Origin of the sequence: Halobaculum limi, from assembly GCF_029490015.1 — an archaeon.
Classification (GTDB): domain Archaea; phylum Halobacteriota; class Halobacteria; order Halobacteriales; family Haloferacaceae; genus Halobaculum; species Halobaculum limi.
Map to the genome: position 1 here is coordinate 2,611,958 of NZ_CP120468.1, position 16,967 is coordinate 2,628,924.

General features: G+C 67.5%; 15 protein-coding genes. 8 read left to right on the forward strand and 7 right to left on the reverse strand.

The features are described 5' to 3' along the window. Positions 1 to 15: 15 nt before the first annotated feature. Genes rad50 through P0D77_RS13310 form a run of 3 tightly spaced genes read right to left on the reverse strand, consistent with a single transcriptional unit; the run spans position 16 to position 4,315 of the window. A complete protein-coding gene (gene rad50 / locus P0D77_RS13300; RefSeq protein WP_277553577.1) occupies positions 16 to 2,712 on the reverse strand; it encodes a DNA double-strand break repair ATPase Rad50 in 2,697 nt (898 codons plus the stop codon). Further along, positions 2,709 to 3,941 carry a DNA double-strand break repair protein Mre11 gene (gene mre11, locus P0D77_RS13305; RefSeq protein ID WP_277553578.1) on the reverse strand — a complete coding sequence of 411 codons (1,233 nt, stop codon included), beginning with the start codon at positions 3,939 to 3,941 and terminating at the stop codon, positions 2,709 to 2,711. Before mre11 ends, rad50 begins: the two co-directional genes overlap by 4 nt. Then, complete coding sequence (locus P0D77_RS13310) at positions 3,941 to 4,315, reverse strand: DUF7966 family protein (RefSeq protein WP_277553579.1); 375 nt, start codon at positions 4,313 to 4,315, stop codon at positions 3,941 to 3,943. Before P0D77_RS13310 ends, mre11 begins: the two co-directional genes overlap by 1 nt. 89 nt (positions 4,316 to 4,404) lie before the next feature. Between P0D77_RS13310 and P0D77_RS13315 the strand changes: the two genes are divergently transcribed. After that, on the forward strand, positions 4,405 to 4,947 hold the full coding sequence (locus tag P0D77_RS13315) for an inosine/xanthosine triphosphatase (RefSeq protein ID WP_277553580.1): 543 nt from the start codon (positions 4,405 to 4,407) through the stop codon (positions 4,945 to 4,947). A gap of 37 nt (positions 4,948 to 4,984) precedes the next feature. On the opposite strand, the gene P0D77_RS13320 is transcribed toward P0D77_RS13315, so the two are convergent. Then, complete coding sequence (locus tag P0D77_RS13320) at positions 4,985 to 6,865, reverse strand: flippase-like domain-containing protein (protein ID WP_277553582.1); 1,881 nt, start codon at positions 6,863 to 6,865, stop codon at positions 4,985 to 4,987. A 286-nt stretch (positions 6,866 to 7,151) separates the two neighbouring features. Between P0D77_RS13320 and P0D77_RS13325 the strand changes: the two genes are divergently transcribed. The 6 genes from P0D77_RS13325 to P0D77_RS13350 all read left to right on the forward strand — a co-directional run bounded on the left by P0D77_RS13325 (position 7,152) and on the right by P0D77_RS13350 (position 12,309). Beyond that, entirely contained in the window at positions 7,152 to 7,430 is a 279-nt protein-coding gene (locus tag P0D77_RS13325) for a DUF7123 family protein (RefSeq protein ID WP_277553584.1), read from the forward strand. Between the two features lie 92 nt (positions 7,431 to 7,522). Next, positions 7,523 to 9,280 (forward strand): pyruvate kinase, encoded by a 1,758-nt coding sequence (gene pyk, locus P0D77_RS13330; protein WP_277553585.1) that lies wholly within the window; start codon positions 7,523 to 7,525, stop codon positions 9,278 to 9,280. Between the two features lie 69 nt (positions 9,281 to 9,349). Then, the gene (locus P0D77_RS13335; RefSeq protein WP_277553586.1) at positions 9,350 to 9,559 is read left to right on the forward strand and encodes a DUF7312 domain-containing protein; all 210 of its coding nucleotides are present in this window, start codon (positions 9,350 to 9,352) and stop codon (positions 9,557 to 9,559) included. Between the two features lie 24 nt (positions 9,560 to 9,583). Further along, on the forward strand, positions 9,584 to 10,174 hold the full coding sequence (locus tag P0D77_RS13340; RefSeq protein WP_277553588.1) for an NfeD family protein: 591 nt from the start codon (positions 9,584 to 9,586) through the stop codon (positions 10,172 to 10,174). Between the two features lie 112 nt (positions 10,175 to 10,286). After that, complete coding sequence (locus tag P0D77_RS13345) at positions 10,287 to 11,498, forward strand: SPFH domain-containing protein (protein ID WP_277553589.1); 1,212 nt, start codon at positions 10,287 to 10,289, stop codon at positions 11,496 to 11,498. Positions 11,499 to 11,700: 202 nt separating this feature from the next. Further along, on the forward strand, positions 11,701 to 12,309 hold the full coding sequence (locus tag P0D77_RS13350) for a winged helix-turn-helix transcriptional regulator (protein WP_277553590.1): 609 nt from the start codon (positions 11,701 to 11,703) through the stop codon (positions 12,307 to 12,309). 38 nt (positions 12,310 to 12,347) lie between these two features. Here the strand turns inward: P0D77_RS13350 and P0D77_RS13355 are convergent, their stop codons facing one another. Continuing rightward, positions 12,348 to 12,914, reverse strand: a complete 567-nt coding sequence (locus tag P0D77_RS13355) for a cysteine hydrolase family protein (protein ID WP_277553592.1) — start codon at positions 12,912 to 12,914, stop codon at positions 12,348 to 12,350. Beyond that, entirely contained in the window at positions 12,914 to 13,729 is an 816-nt protein-coding gene (locus P0D77_RS13360) for a YqcI/YcgG family protein (protein ID WP_277553593.1), read from the reverse strand. The genes P0D77_RS13355 and P0D77_RS13360 overlap by 1 nt, the downstream gene beginning before the upstream one ends. 212 nt (positions 13,730 to 13,941) lie before the next feature. On the opposite strand from P0D77_RS13360, the gene dnaG reads away from it, so the two are divergent. Beyond that, positions 13,942 to 15,345 (forward strand): DNA primase DnaG, encoded by a 1,404-nt coding sequence (gene dnaG / locus P0D77_RS13365; RefSeq protein ID WP_277553594.1) that lies wholly within the window; start codon positions 13,942 to 13,944, stop codon positions 15,343 to 15,345. Positions 15,346 to 15,369: 24 nt separating this feature from the next. On the opposite strand, the gene gpmI is transcribed toward dnaG, so the two are convergent. Beyond that, a complete protein-coding gene (gene gpmI / locus P0D77_RS13370; RefSeq protein ID WP_277553595.1) occupies positions 15,370 to 16,914 on the reverse strand; it encodes a 2,3-bisphosphoglycerate-independent phosphoglycerate mutase in 1,545 nt (514 codons plus the stop codon). Positions 16,915 to 16,967: the final 53 nt, after the last annotated feature.

Sequence of the window (16,967 nt, forward strand, 5' to 3'; positions counted from 1 at the left end):
AACCGCCGAGTCGGCTCAGTCGTCGGCGTTCAGTTCCGCCTCGACCGCCGCCAGCGACGGGTCGTCGATGCGGTCGACCGTCGAGCGGTTCGACGTGGGGTTCTTCTCGACGCGGACGAGGTCGTCGGCCGCGCCCACGAGTTCGTCGTCGTGGCTGACGATGAGGATCTGACGGACACCGAAGCCGCGCATCTCCGCGACCAGGTCTGCGAGTCGCGAGACGTGTCCCGAGTCGAGGAACACCGTCGGTTCGTCGAGGATGAGCGGCGGCGTCGGTGCTGCGCCGTCGATGCCCTCTGCGAGCAGGCGGTAGATGGCACACCGTAGCGAGAGATTGAACAGTGCGCGCTCGCCACCCGACAGTTGTTCGGGGTCGAGCGGTTCGCCGTCCTTCTGGTACACCGTGAGGTGGTACTCGCCGTCGAGTTCGATGTGGGAGTAGGCGTCGTTGCCGTACACCAACTCGAACGTCTCGTTGAGCATCCGTTCGAGACTCTCGACGTTCGCGCGGCGCAGTTCCGCCCGGAGGTCGCCGTACATCGCCTCCAACTCCTCGGTCTCGCGGTGGAGCGCCTCCAACTCGTCGACACGGGCCGCGAGGTCGTCGCGACGCTCGCGCAGCGTCTCCAACTCGTCGAGTTCGTTCTCGACCGCGCCGATGCGGTTCGTGAGGTCGTCGCGGCGCTCGTGGAGGTCTGCCAGCGCGTCGGTCACCCGCTCAATGTAGTCTTCCGCGTTGTCGAGTCTGTCGCGAGCGTTCTCGACACGCTCCTCGTCGACAGCCTCGCGAAGTTCGTCGCGGCGCTCGCGCTTGCTCGCGAGGAACTCGCGGCGCTCGTCGTTGCGGTCGGCGATGTCGACCCGCTTCTCCGTCAGTCGCTCGACCGTCTCCTCGGCGTCGTCGATAGCCTCGCGCGTCGACTCGACGGCGTCGAGGCGGTCGCGTGCCGTCTGGATCCTGTCCAAGTCGGCTTCCAGTTCCTCGACCGTCTCGCGCGTCTCCGTCGCCTCCGACCGTTTCTGCTCGGCCGTCTCGCGGTGTTCTTCGGCCTCGGCCTCACGCTCGTCCGCCTCCTCGCAAAGTTCCGTGGCGCGCTCGCGCTTCTCCTCAGCCTCTGCCTGCTTCTCGTCGATGCCGTCGTCGAGGAGGTCGACGGTGTCGGCGATCTGCGAGAGCCGGTTCTCAGCCTCGACCAGCGTCTCCGCGGTGTCGAGGTCATCTTCGAGGCTCGCCTTCCGCTCGTTCGCCGTCGCGAGGTTGGCCTCCAACTCTGAGACGTGCTCGCGGTCCTCGTCGAGCGTGTCGACGTGCGGGGAGTCCTCGACTGGCTGTCCGCACTCGGGGCAGTTCCCTTCGGCCAGCAGTTCCTCGGCGTCCTCGACGCTCGACCGGGCCGCCCGGAGGTCGGCGGCTGTCTCGCGTATCTCCGTGCGCGCCTCCTCGATGTCCGACTGCACGGAGTCGCGGTACGCCGTCGCCTCGCCGACGTCCACGGGCGCGTCCTCGAACAGCGACCGTTTCTCCGCTCGTTCGTCCGTCAGCGTCTCGCGCTTGCGCTCGCGTTCGGCCAGCGTCTCGGCGGCCTCGTCTGCTTCGTTGTCGAGGCGGTCGGCACGCTCGCGGAGTTCGTTCGCTCGCTCGTCGACCTCCTCGGCTTTCTGTGCGAGGTTCTCCGACTGGTTCGTGAGCGCGTTCACCTGCGAGCGAGCGTCGCGCAGGTCGTCGCGCAGGTCGTCCTCGCGGTCGTCTAGGTCGGCACGTCGCGCGTCGAGCGTCTCCGCGTCGGCGGCCGCGACGTCGGTGTTCGAGAGTCGTTCCGCGAGCGTCGACTCCAACTCCTCGATGCGGTCGCGTTCGTCAGCGACCCGGTCGCCCAGTCGCTCTCGCTCGGCTTCGTCCTCGCGGATGGTCGCCTCCAACTCGTCGATGTCCGACTCCAGGGACGCAAGTTCCTCGCGGCGCTCCTCGTACTCGTCGAGGATCTGTTGTGCATCGTCGCGGGTGGTCTCGGCCTTCTCGCGCTGCTGCTCGTAGTTGTCCACCTTCGCGTCGAGGTCGTTCAGGTCAGACTGGAGGCCGTTGAGGCGATCGTGGAGCCCCTTCGCTTCTTTCGCTTCGACCTGCGACTCGACGTCCTCCAGCGCCCCCCGTTTCTTCGAGAGGACGTCCTCGACGCCGAGACGCGCGTCGCCGGCACGCTCGCGATACTCCTCCAGTCGCCCGAGTTGGAGGAGGTCGTCGATCATGTCCTGGCGCTCGGTCGGCGTGGCGTTGATGAGTTTGTTCACCTCGCCCTGCCGGACGTACGCGCAGTTGACGAACGCGTCCGCGTCCATCCGGAGGAGGTCGCTCACGAACGCCCGTACGTCGGTCGCGCCGTCGCGGTGCAGTTCGTCGTCGTCGGATTCGAGCGTGCAGGTTGTCGTCTGAATCTGCTCGCCGTACCGCTTCAGTTCCCGCCGGATGTGGTACGATCGGCCGTCGTGGGTGAACCACAGTTCCACCTCCGCCTCCTCGGCGCCATTCGTCACGACGTCAGCGAGCGTGCCGTCGAGCGCCTTCGACCCGTACAGTGCGAAGAAACACGCCTCCAGCAGCGACGACTTCCCGCTGCCGTTGAGGCCGTGGATAACCGTCACGCCGTCGCGCAAGCGCAGGTCGGTGTCGGCGTACGGCTTGAAGTTGCGGAGGCGGATGCGGTCGAACATCATCGCGAATCACCCAGCGTGAGTTGGCCGTCGTCGTCGCCTGTCGAGTCAGCGGTCGAGTCAGCGGTCGTGGAGTCGGCTGTCACTTCTTCAGCGGTGGACACCGTGCCGGATTCTCCAGTGCTGTCGCCCCCATCGAGTCGCTCCTCGACGCGACGTTTCACCGCTTCGCGGACGTTCGAGTTGGGGAGTTCGCCTCGAACCACGTCGTCCACCTCGTCAGCGGCTGGTGATAGGCCCATCTCCGCGATACGGTCGCGCACCGCGTCGTCCGGGTCGGCGAAACTGACCGTCACCTCGTCGTCGACGTCCACCTCCCGGCGGTCGCTGACGCGGGCGATGAGCGCCCCACGGTCGCTCGCGAACTCCTCGACTGCTGCGGGTGCGATGGGGTCGCCCTCGCCGGTCACCTCCACGATGACGACGGCGTCCGCGACGTCGTGTTCGCGCACTCGGTCACGCACGCGGTCGATTCCCTCTGCGGGACCGAGTTCGGCGTCGACGAACACGAACGGACGAGTTTCGAGCGCCCGCCGTCGGATGTCGACGGCGTCGTCGCCGGGAGCGTCCGCGCCGAACGAGACGAGGTTGTAGCCGCGCCCGTCGCGTTCGCTCGCGGAGGCACGCTCGGTCGACCCGCAGTACGTCACCCACGTGTCGAGCACCTCCGCGGTGTCGGGCGTGTGGTTGTCGCCCAGCAGCATCGCGTCGAACTCGACCGACGACTCCGAGAGGACCGTCTCGGTGTCCCAGTCGGCGTACGCAAACGGCTCGAACAGGCCGTGGCTCACCAGCGCCGCGGTGGCGGCGTCGTGCGGAGCGAACGAATAGTCGAGGTCGTCGCGACGGCTCTCGGGAACGTGGTCGAGGCCGTAGAACGCCGTCTCCCCGACTACGACTGGCTCTGAGCCCAGTCTCGTGGCGAGGCCGAGCGATCCGAACAGGTCGAGCCACTGCCCGCCGCGCGTGGACTCGTGGTTACCGACGACCGCGAGGAAGGGAATCCCCGCGTCGTCCAACTCCCGGAGCGCCGAGAGAACACCGAGGAGGTCGGGCAGGTCGGGCCGGCGGTCGTGGAACAGGTCGCCCGCGTGGACGACGGCGTCCACGTCGTCGGCGACGGCGTCCGCCACCACCTGCTCGAAGGCGTCGAGGAAGTCGCGTCGCCGTTCGGGGGAGTGATACTGACGATACCCGATGTGGGTGTCGCCCGTGTGGATAACCCGCGTCATCAGTTGTCCCGACGTTGTTCTCCCCGTGGGATATGCGTATCGTGACCGGAGTGAAAGTGGTCTGCGTCGGCGGTCGCCGTGCGATGTGCGTCACGATAGCGGTCGAGCGTCGCCAAGACTCGTCGTGCGCGGCGCACGACCGACGGCGGCATCGCCGTCTGCAGCGTTGTCGCCTGTGCCGCACGAAGCCGCTCGAATCCTCCGTCTTGTGCGACCTCGCTCGCGGCTTCGACGCTCGCGAGCGCAGTCTCGGCCTCGCTCACGAGTCGACGAATCTCGTCCCTGTCGGTCGATTCGGTAGGTACGGTTCCCAGCGCCAACGCTCGCAACGTCGCCCGCACCTCGTCGCCCGCCGCTGTTCGGTCCCGATGCACGCACAGGCTGGTGCCGGTATCGGATATGAACGCTCGCACGAGTCGCCGTCGAAGGCAAGACACACGTACCGCCACACGAACGCCGAGGTATGCGGATCGGCGTCGGTTCGGGTAATCCGGTGAAATGCGAGGCGACCGAGCGTGCGGTGGCAGGAGCAGACGGCTTCGGCGACGACGCGACCGTCGAGGCGTGTCCGGTTCCGTCGGGCGTGAGCGAACAACCGCGCGGAACCGCCGAGACACGGACAGGCGCGCGGAACCGCGCGATGGCCGTCCTCGACGCCGATAGCAGCGGCGCAGGATACGACCTCGGCGTCGGTATCGAGGGCGGCGTGGCGACGCTGGACGGCGACGACGGCAACCTCTTTCTCGTGATGTGGGCCGTCGTCAGCGACGGCGACCGCGTCGGCGTCGGGTCGGGCCCGAGTCTCGTCCTCCCGGAGTCCATCGCCGGTCGCGTCCGTGCGGGCGAGGAGTTAGGCCCGGTAATGGACGACGTTCTCGACGAGTCGGGCGTCGCGCGCAACCAAGGCGCGGCAGGCGCACTCACCGGTGGACGGGTCGACCGCACCGACGCGCTTCGGACGGCGGTGGCGGGGGCGCTGGGACCGTTCGTGACCGACCTCTACTGAAGTAGTCGACAGAAATCCCTCCGCTCGCTCTCTCGGCTCAGTCGTCAGTCGCGATTTCGCTCGCGCCCATCTCGGTTTCTTCCTCGTCTAACTCCTCCGTCTCGTCGACAGCGGCCGTCAGCGAGACGTTGTAGCCGAGCATCGAGGCGACGCCGCCGACGACGGTGACGAGGTTCTTCACTGCGTGATCCAACACCGCCGCGGCGAACGCGACCGCCGCTGGGACGCCGCCGAGACCGACGACGAGCGCCGTGAACGCCGCCTCGTACAGGCCGATCCCGCCCGGTGACAGCGGGAGCACCTTCGCGAGGTTGCCGACGGAGACGGCGAAGAAGCCGACGACGACCATCTGCGTCACGGTCATCGTCTCGGCGGCCGCGGGGAACGCCGAGAGGACGAGCAACGCCGTCACCACGTCGAGCGTCCACACGACGACGGAGACGCCGCCGACGCGGAGGAACGACCGCCGCGTGCCCGCGACGGCCTGCACGCCGCCGGCGAACTCCTCGATGACGCCAGCGACGTAGTCGACGTACGAGTCCGAGGAGAACCGCGAGACGACCGCGCGGACGTAGTTGCGGTCCGAGCGTGCAGTCGCGACGATGAACAGGAGGCTGGCGACGGCGACGACGCCGACGAAGGCGGCCACCTGCACCGCAGTCGTCACCGCGCCGGCAGAGACGCCGGGGACGTTGCCGGAGACAGCGCTGGCGACCGCACCCGTTCCGTCGGTGACCAGCAAGCCGGCCAGCACCGCTCCCGCCATCGCGGTGATGGTCAGCAGGTCGAACACGCGCTCGGCCGCCAGCGACGCGAACCCGGTCGGGTACGGGATGCCGCGCCGTGCCTTCACGACGTACGCCCGCACCGCGTCACCCGCCCGAGCCGGGAACACGAGGTTGCCTGTCTGGCTGATGAACACCGCGCCGGTGAGGAAGCCGATCCGCTCACGATAGCCGAGTTCGGAGAGGATGTCTCGGTAGCGGAGGCCCCGAAGCGGCCACGAGACGAGGTACACGAGCGTCGCGATAGCGACCGGGACCGGGTCGGCCTCGGAGAACGCCGACAGCACCGCCGAGGGGTCGAGATACACCGTCATCAGCGCCAACGCCGCCAGCGTCAGTATCGCGCCGGCGGCGACCGTCCGGGTTCGCGTGATGCGCGGCGAGACGGACAGTTGCCACCACAGGCGGACGACCTGACTCCCCATTCCGAACACGTCGCGCACGAGGTCGACCTTCGAGTCACCCTTCGGTTCCCAGTCGACGGGGAACTCCGCGACGGCCATTCCGCGCCGTTGGGCCCGGACGAGTAGTTCCGTGTCCCAGAACCAGTGGTCGTCCTCGACGGCATCGTGGAGTTCCTCGAACGCCTCCCGCGAGAGCGCCTTGAACCCACACTGGTGGTCGCGCAGGTCCGAGCGAAGGACGGTCCGCACGAGGAGGTTGAACCCGCGCGAGGGGACGCCCCGCTTCGCCGGACGGTCGGCTTGCTCGCCAGGGATCCACCGCGATCCAGTCGCCACGTCGTACCCTTCGCGGTCGACCTTCGACACGAGTTCTTCGAGGTGGCGCATATCCGTCGCGAGGTCGGTGTCGAAGTAGACGAGTGTGTCGCCGTTCGCGCGGTCGAACGCGAACTCCAGTGCACCTCCACGTCCGAGGCGACGGTCGCTGTGGAAGTGCTTCACCCGGTCGTCCTCCCGGGCGAGTCGGTCGGCAATCTCCGGCGTGCGGTCGTCGCAGCCGTCTTCGGCGACGATGACTTCGAACTCGTCGTGAGGGAGGAAGCGTTCGAGCGCCTCGATAGTCGTTCGGACGGTGCCTTCGATGGTCGCCTCCTCGTTGTATGCGGGGAGGACGACGCTGACGCGCACCGCGTCGGCGTCGTCTCTCGAAGGCTCGTCCGACTCGGTCATTGTTGAGGAGGTGGCGGATGCCGGCGTAAGTACCTTCTGTCATCGCGCCCCCGATCGACCGAGTGGAGACGAACAGTCGCTAACGACCCGTGTGGCCGCCCGAGACTCGCGCTCACGACCAGATCGTCACCTCGGCAATCTGACCTTACTCGGTGTTAGGCGGCTGTACCGACGACCCGGATCGCCGGACCCAGCGACGACCGTTGCTGCAGCGTAACCACCAGACGGCTCTGTGTTAACCCCGTGTACCAAACCCACTATGAGGGGGCTTACCGTAGAACGGTGTATGAGTGCGACGAGTACCGCCGACCAACCCGACACCGCTGACGCCGACGCCGTCGACCCGGGACACGCGCTGAACGACAAGCAGTACCTGATCCTCACGTACCTCCGGGAACACGCCGCCGAGCAGACGTACTTCAAGTCTCGCCTCATCGCCGAGGAACTGGGGCTGTCTGCGAAAGAGGTCGGTGCGAACATGGCCGCCGTCATCGACGCCGCCCGTGACATCGACGTGGAGAAGTGGGGCTACTCCTCGGGCACGACCTGGATGGTCACGCAGTAAGCCGCCCAGTCGGACGCCGGAACAGTTCACTCGAACGCGAGTTCCGCTCCGTAGGCCTTTATACGCGTCACCGTCCAGTCTCAGGCAAGACTATGCGACGAGCCAAGATCGTTTGTACGCTCGGCCCCGCCTCTGACGACCGAGCGTCGATCCGGGAGTTGGCCGATGCCGGGATGTCCGTGGCGAGATTGAACGCGAGCCACGGCGACACCGACCACCGCGGCGAGGTCATCGACCGCATCCGCGCGGTCGACGACGCGACCGACGAACCCCTCGCGGCGATGCTCGACCTCCAAGGGCCGGAGGTCCGAACCGCCGAAATCCCCGAACCGATCGAACTGGAGACGGGGTCGACGGTCGTGTTCGCCGAGTACGACACCGCCACCCCCGAACACATCGGTGTCACGCACGCCATCGACGCCACGGAGGTCGGTGACCGCGTCCTCCTCGACGACGGCCGCATCGAGGCTACCGTGACCGCCGTCAGCGACGACGGCGTCGAGGCACGCATCGACTCTGGCGGCGAACTCGGCTCCCGAAAGGGCGTCAACGTTCCCGGCGTCGACCTCGGCTTGCCCACCATCACCGAACGCGACGAGCGAGAACTCGACCTCGTGGTCGACCACGACGTGGACTTCGTCGCGGCTTCGTTCATCGGCGACGCCAGCGACGTGTACGCCGTCTCCGACGCACTCGAAGAGCGCGGCGCGAGCGACATCCCCGTCGTCGCAAAGATCGAACGTGCGGACGCAGTCGAGAACCTCGACGGCATCATCGACGCCTCCTACGGCGTGATGGTCGCGCGCGGTGACCTCGGCGTCGAGTGCCCGCTGGAGGACGTTCCGATGATCCAAAAGCGCATCATCCGCACCTGCGTCGAGCGGGGGACGCCCGTCATCACGGCGACGGAGATGCTCGACTCGATGGTCCACTCGCGGCGACCGACCCGCGCAGAGGCGTCCGACGTGGCCAACGCCGTCCTCGACGGCACTGACGCGGTGATGCTGTCGGGCGAGACGGCCATCGGTGACCACCCCGCGCGCGTCGTCGAGACGATGGACCGCATCGTCCGGCAGGTGGAGACGAGCGACGAGTACGCCGAGACGCGCGAGGAGCGTGTCCCGCTGGCAGATACGGAGTCTCGAACGGAGCCGTTGGCGCGGTCGGCGCGGTTCCTCGCCCGCGACACTGACGCCGCGGCGGTCGTCGCCGCCTCCGAGTCCGGCTACACTGCCCGAAAGACCGCCAAGTTCCGCCCCGGCGCCCCCATCGTCACGACGACGCCGAGCGACCGCGTGCGTCGCCAACTCGCGCTCTCGTGGGGCGTCCGCCCGATGACAGCGGACTACCACAACAGCGTCGAGGAAGTGATGGACTCGGCGGTGTCGGCGGCGCTCGACGCCGGCGTCGCCGAGTCGGGCGACACACTGGTCGTCCTCTCGGGGATGATGACGGAGTTGGAGGGAACGAACACGACGAACACGCTGAAACTCCACGTCGCCGCCGAGACCATCGCCACGGGCCGCCACGTCGTCGGTGGGCGCGTCTCCGGTCCGCTCTACCGCGTGCCCGACGGCGACCTGAGCGACGTGCCCGAGGGCGGCATCGTCTACCTGCCTGCCGGGTTCGACGCAGAGTTCGGCGGCGACACGACCAAACTCGGGGGCATCATCGACGCCCGCGCCGGGATGACCGGCTACCCCGCGCTCGTGGCGCGTGAGGTCGGCATCCCGATGGTATCGGGTGCACCGTTGCCCGACGACGTCGCAGACGAGACGGTCGTCAGCGTCGACGCCGAACGCGGCGTCGTCTACGAGGGCGACGTGATCGGACACGCGAGGCGCCGCTGACGGGAGTCCACGGCGCTGGTCGACCGCTGCCCCCGACACGCCTTTACCGTCACACGACTAGCCTGTAGTATGGCAGACGATTCCCGCGTCGACGCCGACGCGGCGACCCCGGACGACGACGACCAGTGGCGCTTTGGCCTCGACGAGGTCGGTCCCGAAGCGGAGGCGGCGAACCAGCCAGCGCCCATCGAACCGGAGTCCATCAGTGCCGAGAACGCCCTGTTCGTCGTCACGGGTGTCCTCGGGACGCTCTTGCTCGTGTTCTCGGTGACCCTTTAACCACCGCACACCTCAGATCCGTCTATGTTCCTCCAGTCGGGCCTGCTGGCCCCCGAGACCCTCCCGTTGTTGCTGGTCGCCGCCGGACTGGTCATCTCCATCGCGGAGGCGTTGGCTCCGGGTGCCCACTTCGTCGTCATCGGGGTCGCCCTCCTCGCCGCCGGCCTCGTCGGCCTGTTGCTCGGTCCGATCGCGGGGCCGTTCGTCCTGGGCCTCCTCGTCCTCGTGTTCGGTGCGCTCGCCTTCTACGGCTACCGCGAACTCGATCTGTACGGCGGGAAAGGACAGGCACAGACTTCGGATTCGAAGTCGCTCCAAGGCGAGATCGGCCGCGTGACGGAGACGGTGACGCCTACCGGCGGCGAGGTGAAACTCGACTCCGGCGGCTTCAATCCGTACTACTCGGCCCGGTCTGTCGACGGCGAGATTCCCGAAGGCACCGAGGTGATGGTCGTCGACCCCGGCGGCGGCAACGTCGTCACTGTCGAGTCGCTCGATGGCGGTGTCGACGACATCGACCGCGAACTCGCACGGGAGCGAAAGCGGCGCGAGGTGGAGGCCGACGACGACTCCGAGTCGACGACCGAACGCGACGTGGAAACCGAACGCGAGTAGTCACAGAGTGGGGGCTTCGACGACGACCACTCGGCCCGACCCCGCCGCCGTCTCGGGAACGCACGAATGACAGCGGGCGAACCCTTAAGCCTCGTCGGGCGAACGCCTAGCTATGGTCCTCGTACCACTCCAGTTCGCCGGACTCGGTGCCGCAGCGGTCGGACTGCTCTTCCTCGCCGTCGCGATTATCGCCGTGTATCAGGCGATCGTCATCGTCGACGCGTACGACAAGAAGGCACTGACCGTGTTCGGAGAGTACCGAAAACTCCTCCAACCTGGCATCAACATCGTCCCGCCGTTCGTCTCTCGGACGTACACGTTCGATATGCGGACGCAGACGCTCGACGTGCCCCGGCAGGAGGCAATCACGCGCGACAACTCGCCCGTCACCGCCGACGCTGTCGTCTACATCAAGGTGATGGACGCGAAGAAGGCGTTCCTCGAAGTCGAGGACTACAAAGTGGCCGTCTCGAACCTCGCGCAGACGACCCTGCGTGCGGTGCTGGGCGACATGGAACTGGACGACACGCTGAACAAGCGTCAAGAGATCAACGCCCGCATCCGCCGGGAACTCGACGAACCCACCGACGAGTGGGGTATCCGTGTCGAGTCCGTCGAGGTGCGCGAGGTCAACCCCTCGAAAGACGTCCAGCAGGCGATGGAGCAACAGACCTCCGCCGAGCGCCGTCGCCGTGCGATGATCCTCGAAGCGCAGGGTGAACGTCGCTCTGCCATCGAAGAGGCCGAGGGTGAGAAGCAGTCGAACATCATCCGCGCGCAGGGTGAAAAGCAGAGCCAGATCCTCGAAGCACAGGGTGACGCCATCTCGACCGTCCTCCGTGCGAAGTCGGCCGAGTCCATGGGCGAGCGTGCGATCATCGACAAGGGGATGGAGACGCTCGAACGCATCGGGCAGGGTGACTCCTCCACGTTCATCCTCCCGCAGGAACTCACCAGCCTCGTCGGCCGCTACGGCAAGCAACTGACTGGCTCCGACATCCAGGAGTCGCAGGGACTCGACTCGCTCGAGTTCGACGCCGAGACGCGCGAGATGCTCGGCCTCGACGACATCGAGGACATCTTGGGACAGATCGACGAGGCCGCCGAGATGGACACCGAGGCGCTCGAACAGGAGGCCGCAGCGGTGAAAGAGGGCAACATCGACGGCGACATCGCCCCCGCCGACGAAGTGATCGCAGAGGCCGACGCCGAGGACAAGTCCGACATCAAATCCGCCGACGAGGTCGTCTCCGAGTCCAACAACGGCTCGGAGTCCTCGGACGGCGACGCCGCCGAAGCGGAACCAGAAGCCGAGACAGAGTAGTCGCGGCCGACTATCCGGGCTGATACTCCGACTGGCGTTCGATTGTCGACCGCGCGTCGGTCGACCCGTTCTCCGCGTGCTGTTTTCCGTTGCCCGTTCTCACCTGTCGACGGATTCGTCCACGGACGGCGACAGCGTTGTTGCACGGTTGCGTCGTGACACCAACGACACCCTTTTGCCACGTTCGTCGCTACTGTGGGCTGTGACACGCGAGGTAGACCCGGACAAGCGGGCGACGCTCCGGCGGTTCGCGGCGCTGGGTGCCGCCACGCCGCTCGCGGCGAGCGGTCGTGCCTCCGCCACGGCCGACGACTCCGACGCCCGCGACGCCATCCGCGGCTACCTCGCGACGACGCCCGGCGCGCACTTCTCGAAACTCCGCGACGACCTCTCGCTTGCGACCGGCGAGACACAACACCACCTCAAGCGACTGGAGTCGGTGGGCGAAATCGTCTCCCAGAAGGATGGCGACTACCGCCGCTACTTCCCCGCGGGGCGCTTCTCGGCGTTCGAACGGCGTGCGCTCGGCTACCTCCGACGGGACACGCCGCGCGGGATGATACTGGGCCTACTTCGCGACCCCGACGCCTCGGGCGCAGACCTCGCTCGTTCGCTCGACGTCTCGCGGGCGACCGTCTCGAACTACGCGACGGCGCTCGCGGACGCGGGGCTGGTCGATACGGAAGGCGGCTACTCGCTGGAACGGCCGACGGAGTTACTCACGCTGCTCGTCCGCTACGCCGACTCGTTCGGCCCCGACGCCGTCGCCTTCGCGGACGACGCGGCGACGTTCATCAGTTACGACGGCTGAGTCGCGGCCGTCGACGCGTGACTCTATGACTGCGCTACCTACGACTCCGACAGCGACGCGAGTACGTCGTCGGTCGTCGAAAGCGTCGCGAACTCGCCGTTCAGGTGAGCGAGGGCGGTGCGGTGGACCGTCTCGGGGTCGAACCGCTCCCCGTCGGGACCGATCCGCGCGTGCGTCGCCGTCGCGTCGGTGACGACCGTCGGCCGGAAGCCGAGGTTCTCCGCCATCCGCGTCGTCGTCGAGATACAGTGGTCGGTCGTGAGGCCGGCGACGACGAGTCGCTCGTGGTCGCCCTCACGGAGTCGCTCCGCTAGGTCGGTGCCGACGAACGCGGAGTTCACCCGTTTCACGAGTTCAGGTTCCCCCTCGCGCGGGACGAACGCCTCCTTGAACGCGAAGCCTGGTCCGTCGCCACGAAGCGGTGAGTCGGGTTCCGTCGAGTCGTGCCGGACGTGGATCACTTGACTCTCACGTTCGCGCCACGCGTCGAGGAGGCGAGCGGCGTTCGCCTCCGCGTCGGGGTTGTTGCGCTCGCCGTACGCGGAGTCGTCGAACCCCGTCTGGAGGTCGACGAGGAGGAGGACCGGGAGGCCCGTATCGCCCATCAGTCGGCACCCAGCGGCGCGTTCGGCGCGTCCAGCGCCGTCACTTCAGGCGTCACGGTCAGCGGACACTCCTCGGGGAACTGTGACTCGTCGCGCGAGAAGAGGTACTGCCGCCACTCCCGGTCGTCTTCGACGCCCCAGTCGCCCAGGTCTGCGTGCGGGCAGACACCGTCGTACTCCGAGAGGCGACCTTGAATCACTTCTCGGGCGCGAGCGCCCGCTTCGGTGTCGTGGGTGAGGCCGTCGAACACGTCGCGCGGCTGGAAGGTGATCTCGAGGCTGACGGGACAGTAGCGACTCTTGCGCGCCTCGTAGAACGGGGCCCGACACGTCGGGAACATCGCCGTCCCGCCGAAAGAGAACTCCCAGTAGGGGTCGTCGGGGTCGGTCGGGATGTCCGCCGGCCACGGTTCGGGGTCGTTGACGTGGAGGAACTGGAGGACGTGCCACAGCGTCTCGTGCCAGTCGGCCTCACAGAAGGCGTCGACGCCGTCTGCGGGCGGCGCGAAGAAGACGACGAGCGGCGCGAACTCGGCGTGGTCTCGGTACGTGTCGAGGTACTCCAGCAGCGTGTCGCGAAACGCGAACAGTGCGTCCGGGTCGGTGAACGATGGGACGGTCGTGTACAGGAGGTCGCCGCGTTCGACGGCGTTCGTCCCGAAGTGACAGGGGAACGGCGTGTCGTTTCGCTCGCCGGTGAGCGCTCCGGTGAACGTCTCGAAGTGTCGGGAGACCCAGTCGGGGGCGTCGCTCGCGCGGGCGCGGTCGGCCATCGTCGACTGGTCACACAGCGCCTGAAAGTTGTCCTCGTTCATAGGTGCGTTCGGGTCCGACCGCTCGCGGCGGCCGGTCGTTGGTATCGGACGATAGGGTCGGGCGAGTAAGGTTCTTTCGTGGCGCTGGCCCCCGATGTCGACGGTGAACACCGCCGTCTGACGACAGGTATTTCCACCGCGACGGTCTTATATATGCGTCGGCGGTCATCGCGCCGCCACATCACCATCACACCCCACGGAGGGGACATCACATGGACGATTCAGCCAAATACCTCATTCACGCACAGATAACGGCCGACGGCGTCGTCGAACGCAGCGACGTGGTCGGAGCCGTCTTCGGACAGACGGAGGGCCTCCTCGGTGACGAGTTGGATCTGCGCGACCTCCAACAGTCGTCGAAGATCGGTCGTATCGACGTCAGCATCGACAGCCAGAACGGACAGAGTTTCGGAGAGATAACCATCTCCTCGGGGCTGGACAAGGTGGAGACGTCCATCCTCGCGGCGAGTCTCGAAGCCATCAACAGGGTCGGTCCCTGTGAGGCCCGCGTCGAGGTCAGCGACATCGAGGATATGCGCTCGGCCCAGCGACGGGAAGTTGTCGAACGAGCGAAGGAACTGCTCGCCACCTCCTTCGACGACTCGGTGATGGACTCCACGGAGATTCTCTCGGAGGTCCGTGAGGCTAACCGCGTCGAACGGATCAGCGAGTACAAAGGCTATCCCGCAGGGCCACGAGTCCACGACTCCGACGCCATCGTGGTCGTCGAGGGGCGGGCGGACGTCCTCACACTGCTCAAGTACGGCATCAAGAACGGCGTCGCCGTCGAGGGGACGAGCGTCCCCGACGCGGTGGCCGACCTCACCGCCGAGCGCACCGTCACGGCGTTCCTCGATGGCGACCGCGGCGGGGAGTTGATCCTCAAGGAACTCGCGCAGGTCGCCGACGTGGATTACGTCGCGTTCGCGCCCGAGGGGGAGTCGGTCGAAGACCTCAGCCGACACGAGTTGATGGCCGCGCTTCGCGAGAAGGTGCCGTTCGAATCGGTCGACCTCGACGGGGACGACGACCAAGAGGAGGTGGCCGACGCCGACTCCGGGGGCGATCCGGCCCCGACCGCGCCGACGAACGGCGAGGATGCCGGCGGGGCCTCGGCGGTCGCTGCGACCGACGGAAGCACCGAACCCGCGCCCGAGACTGTGTCCGGAGACGTGACTGCGACGACCGAGTCGCCCGCAGAGCCAGTCTCACCCGAGACACCCGGCGAGGCCGACGACGAGACGGAGTCGACCGAGGTGAGCGACGTGCCCGCAGACGACGCAAGCGAACAGTCTGCGGAGGAGTCGGCCGATGAACCGACCACGCTCCGCGACCACGTCGCCTCGGTCATCGGCGAGCGGTCGAACCACGCGCGCCTCCTCGATTCGGAGTACCGCGTGATCAGCGAAGTGCCCGCAGCTGACGTGTTCGACGCCATCTCTGGCGAAGAGGGATCGCCGGTCGCACTCGTGCTCGACGGCGAACTCTCCCAACGTGTCCTCGACGTGGCCGCCCAACGTGGCATCGCACAGGTCGTCGCCGAGTCCGAGGGCGAGTACGTCAAACGCCCCGCGAGCGTCCGCGTCGTCACGGCCGACCGGATGCTGTCGGCGTAAGCCGACGGCGACGCCACTCGTTTCTTACTCCTCGTCGTCCGCGTCGACCAATAATGACTCGCCGGTCATCGCCGCCGGTCGTTCGACACCGAGCAGCGATAGCATCGTCGGCGCGATGTCGACGAGCGACCCGCCCTCGCGCACCCGCTTGCCGCCGTCGTCGCCGGCGGGCGTCACCGAAATGAACGGCACCGGTGCGAACGTGTGGGCCGTGTGGGGGTCCTCGGGCGTCCCCATGTCGTCGGCGTTGCCGTGGTCGGCGGTGACGAACAGGTGGCCGCCCGCCTCGCGGACCGCGGCTTCGAGGCGACCGAGTTCGCTGTCGACCGCTTCGACGGCGGCGACGGCGGCGTCGAAGTCGCCCGTGTGGCCGACCATATCGGGGTTCGCGTAGTTGAGGACGAGGACGTCGGGGTCTTCGCTGCCGACGAGGTCGATAGCCGTGTCCGTCAACTCCTCGGCGCTCATCGCGGGTGTCTCGTCGTACGTCGGCACGTCCGGGCTCTCGATGATACGGCGCATCTCGCCGTCGAACTCCACCTCGCGGCCGCCGTTGAGGAAGTAGGTGACGTGGGCGTACTTCTCGGATTCGGCCATCCGGAGTTGCGTGAGTCCCGCTTCGGAGATGACTTCTCCCAGCGTCTGTTCCGGTTGCTTCGGCGGGAACGCCGCCGGGAGGCCGAACTCTGCGTCGTACTCGGTCATCGTCACGAGTTCGACCTCGGGCGGACTCGTCTCGATGCCCGCCGTCTCCCACGCTTCGGCGTCGATGTCGGCGAGCATCCGTGTGAGTTGCCGTGCGCGGTCGGCGCGGAAGTTGAAGAACACGACGCCGTCGCCGTCCTCGATGCCGGGTTCGCCGTCGACGACGGTCGGTTCGACGAACTCGTCTGTGTCGCCGCGGTCGTAACTCGCCTCGACGGCGTCGACGGCCGATGGCGCAGTGTGGTCAGCCTCGCGATTCACGACAGCGTCGAACGCTCGCTTCGTGCGCTCCCAGTTCTGATCGCGGTCCATCGCGTAGTAGCGCCCGCAGACGGTCGCAGCGTCGCCTGTCCCGCAGTCGGCGGCGTGCGCCTCCAACTTCGCGAGGAACTCACGGCCCGACTTCGGCGCGGTGTCGCGCCCGTCGGTGAACGCGTGGGTGACGGCCTCGAGGCCTCGGTCGGCCGCCGCGTCGATGAGGGCGTGGAGGTGTGCTTGGTCGGAGTGGACGCCGCCGTCGCTGACGAGGCCGAGGAAGTGGACGCGCCCGTCGTTCGCGTCGGCGTGGTCGAACGCGCGTTCGATGGCGGTACCGTCGACGAACTCGCCAGCCTCGATGGCGTCGTTGATCCGAGTGTACTCCTGATACACCGTCCTGCCCGCGCCGATGTTCATGTGACCGACCTCGGAGTTGCCCATCTGGTCGTCCGGCAGGCCGACGTCACGGCCCCAGGCGGTGAGCGTGCCGAACGCACCCGCCTCGCGGAGGCGGTCGAAGTTCGGCGTGTCTGCGGCTTTCACCGCGTCGCGTCGGTCGTGGTCACCGAGGCCCCAGCCGTCGAGGATGACGAGCGCCGCTTGCATTGCTTGACGACTCGTTCGCCGGGTGTGCTGTTGATTGCGTCGGTTGCCGCGAC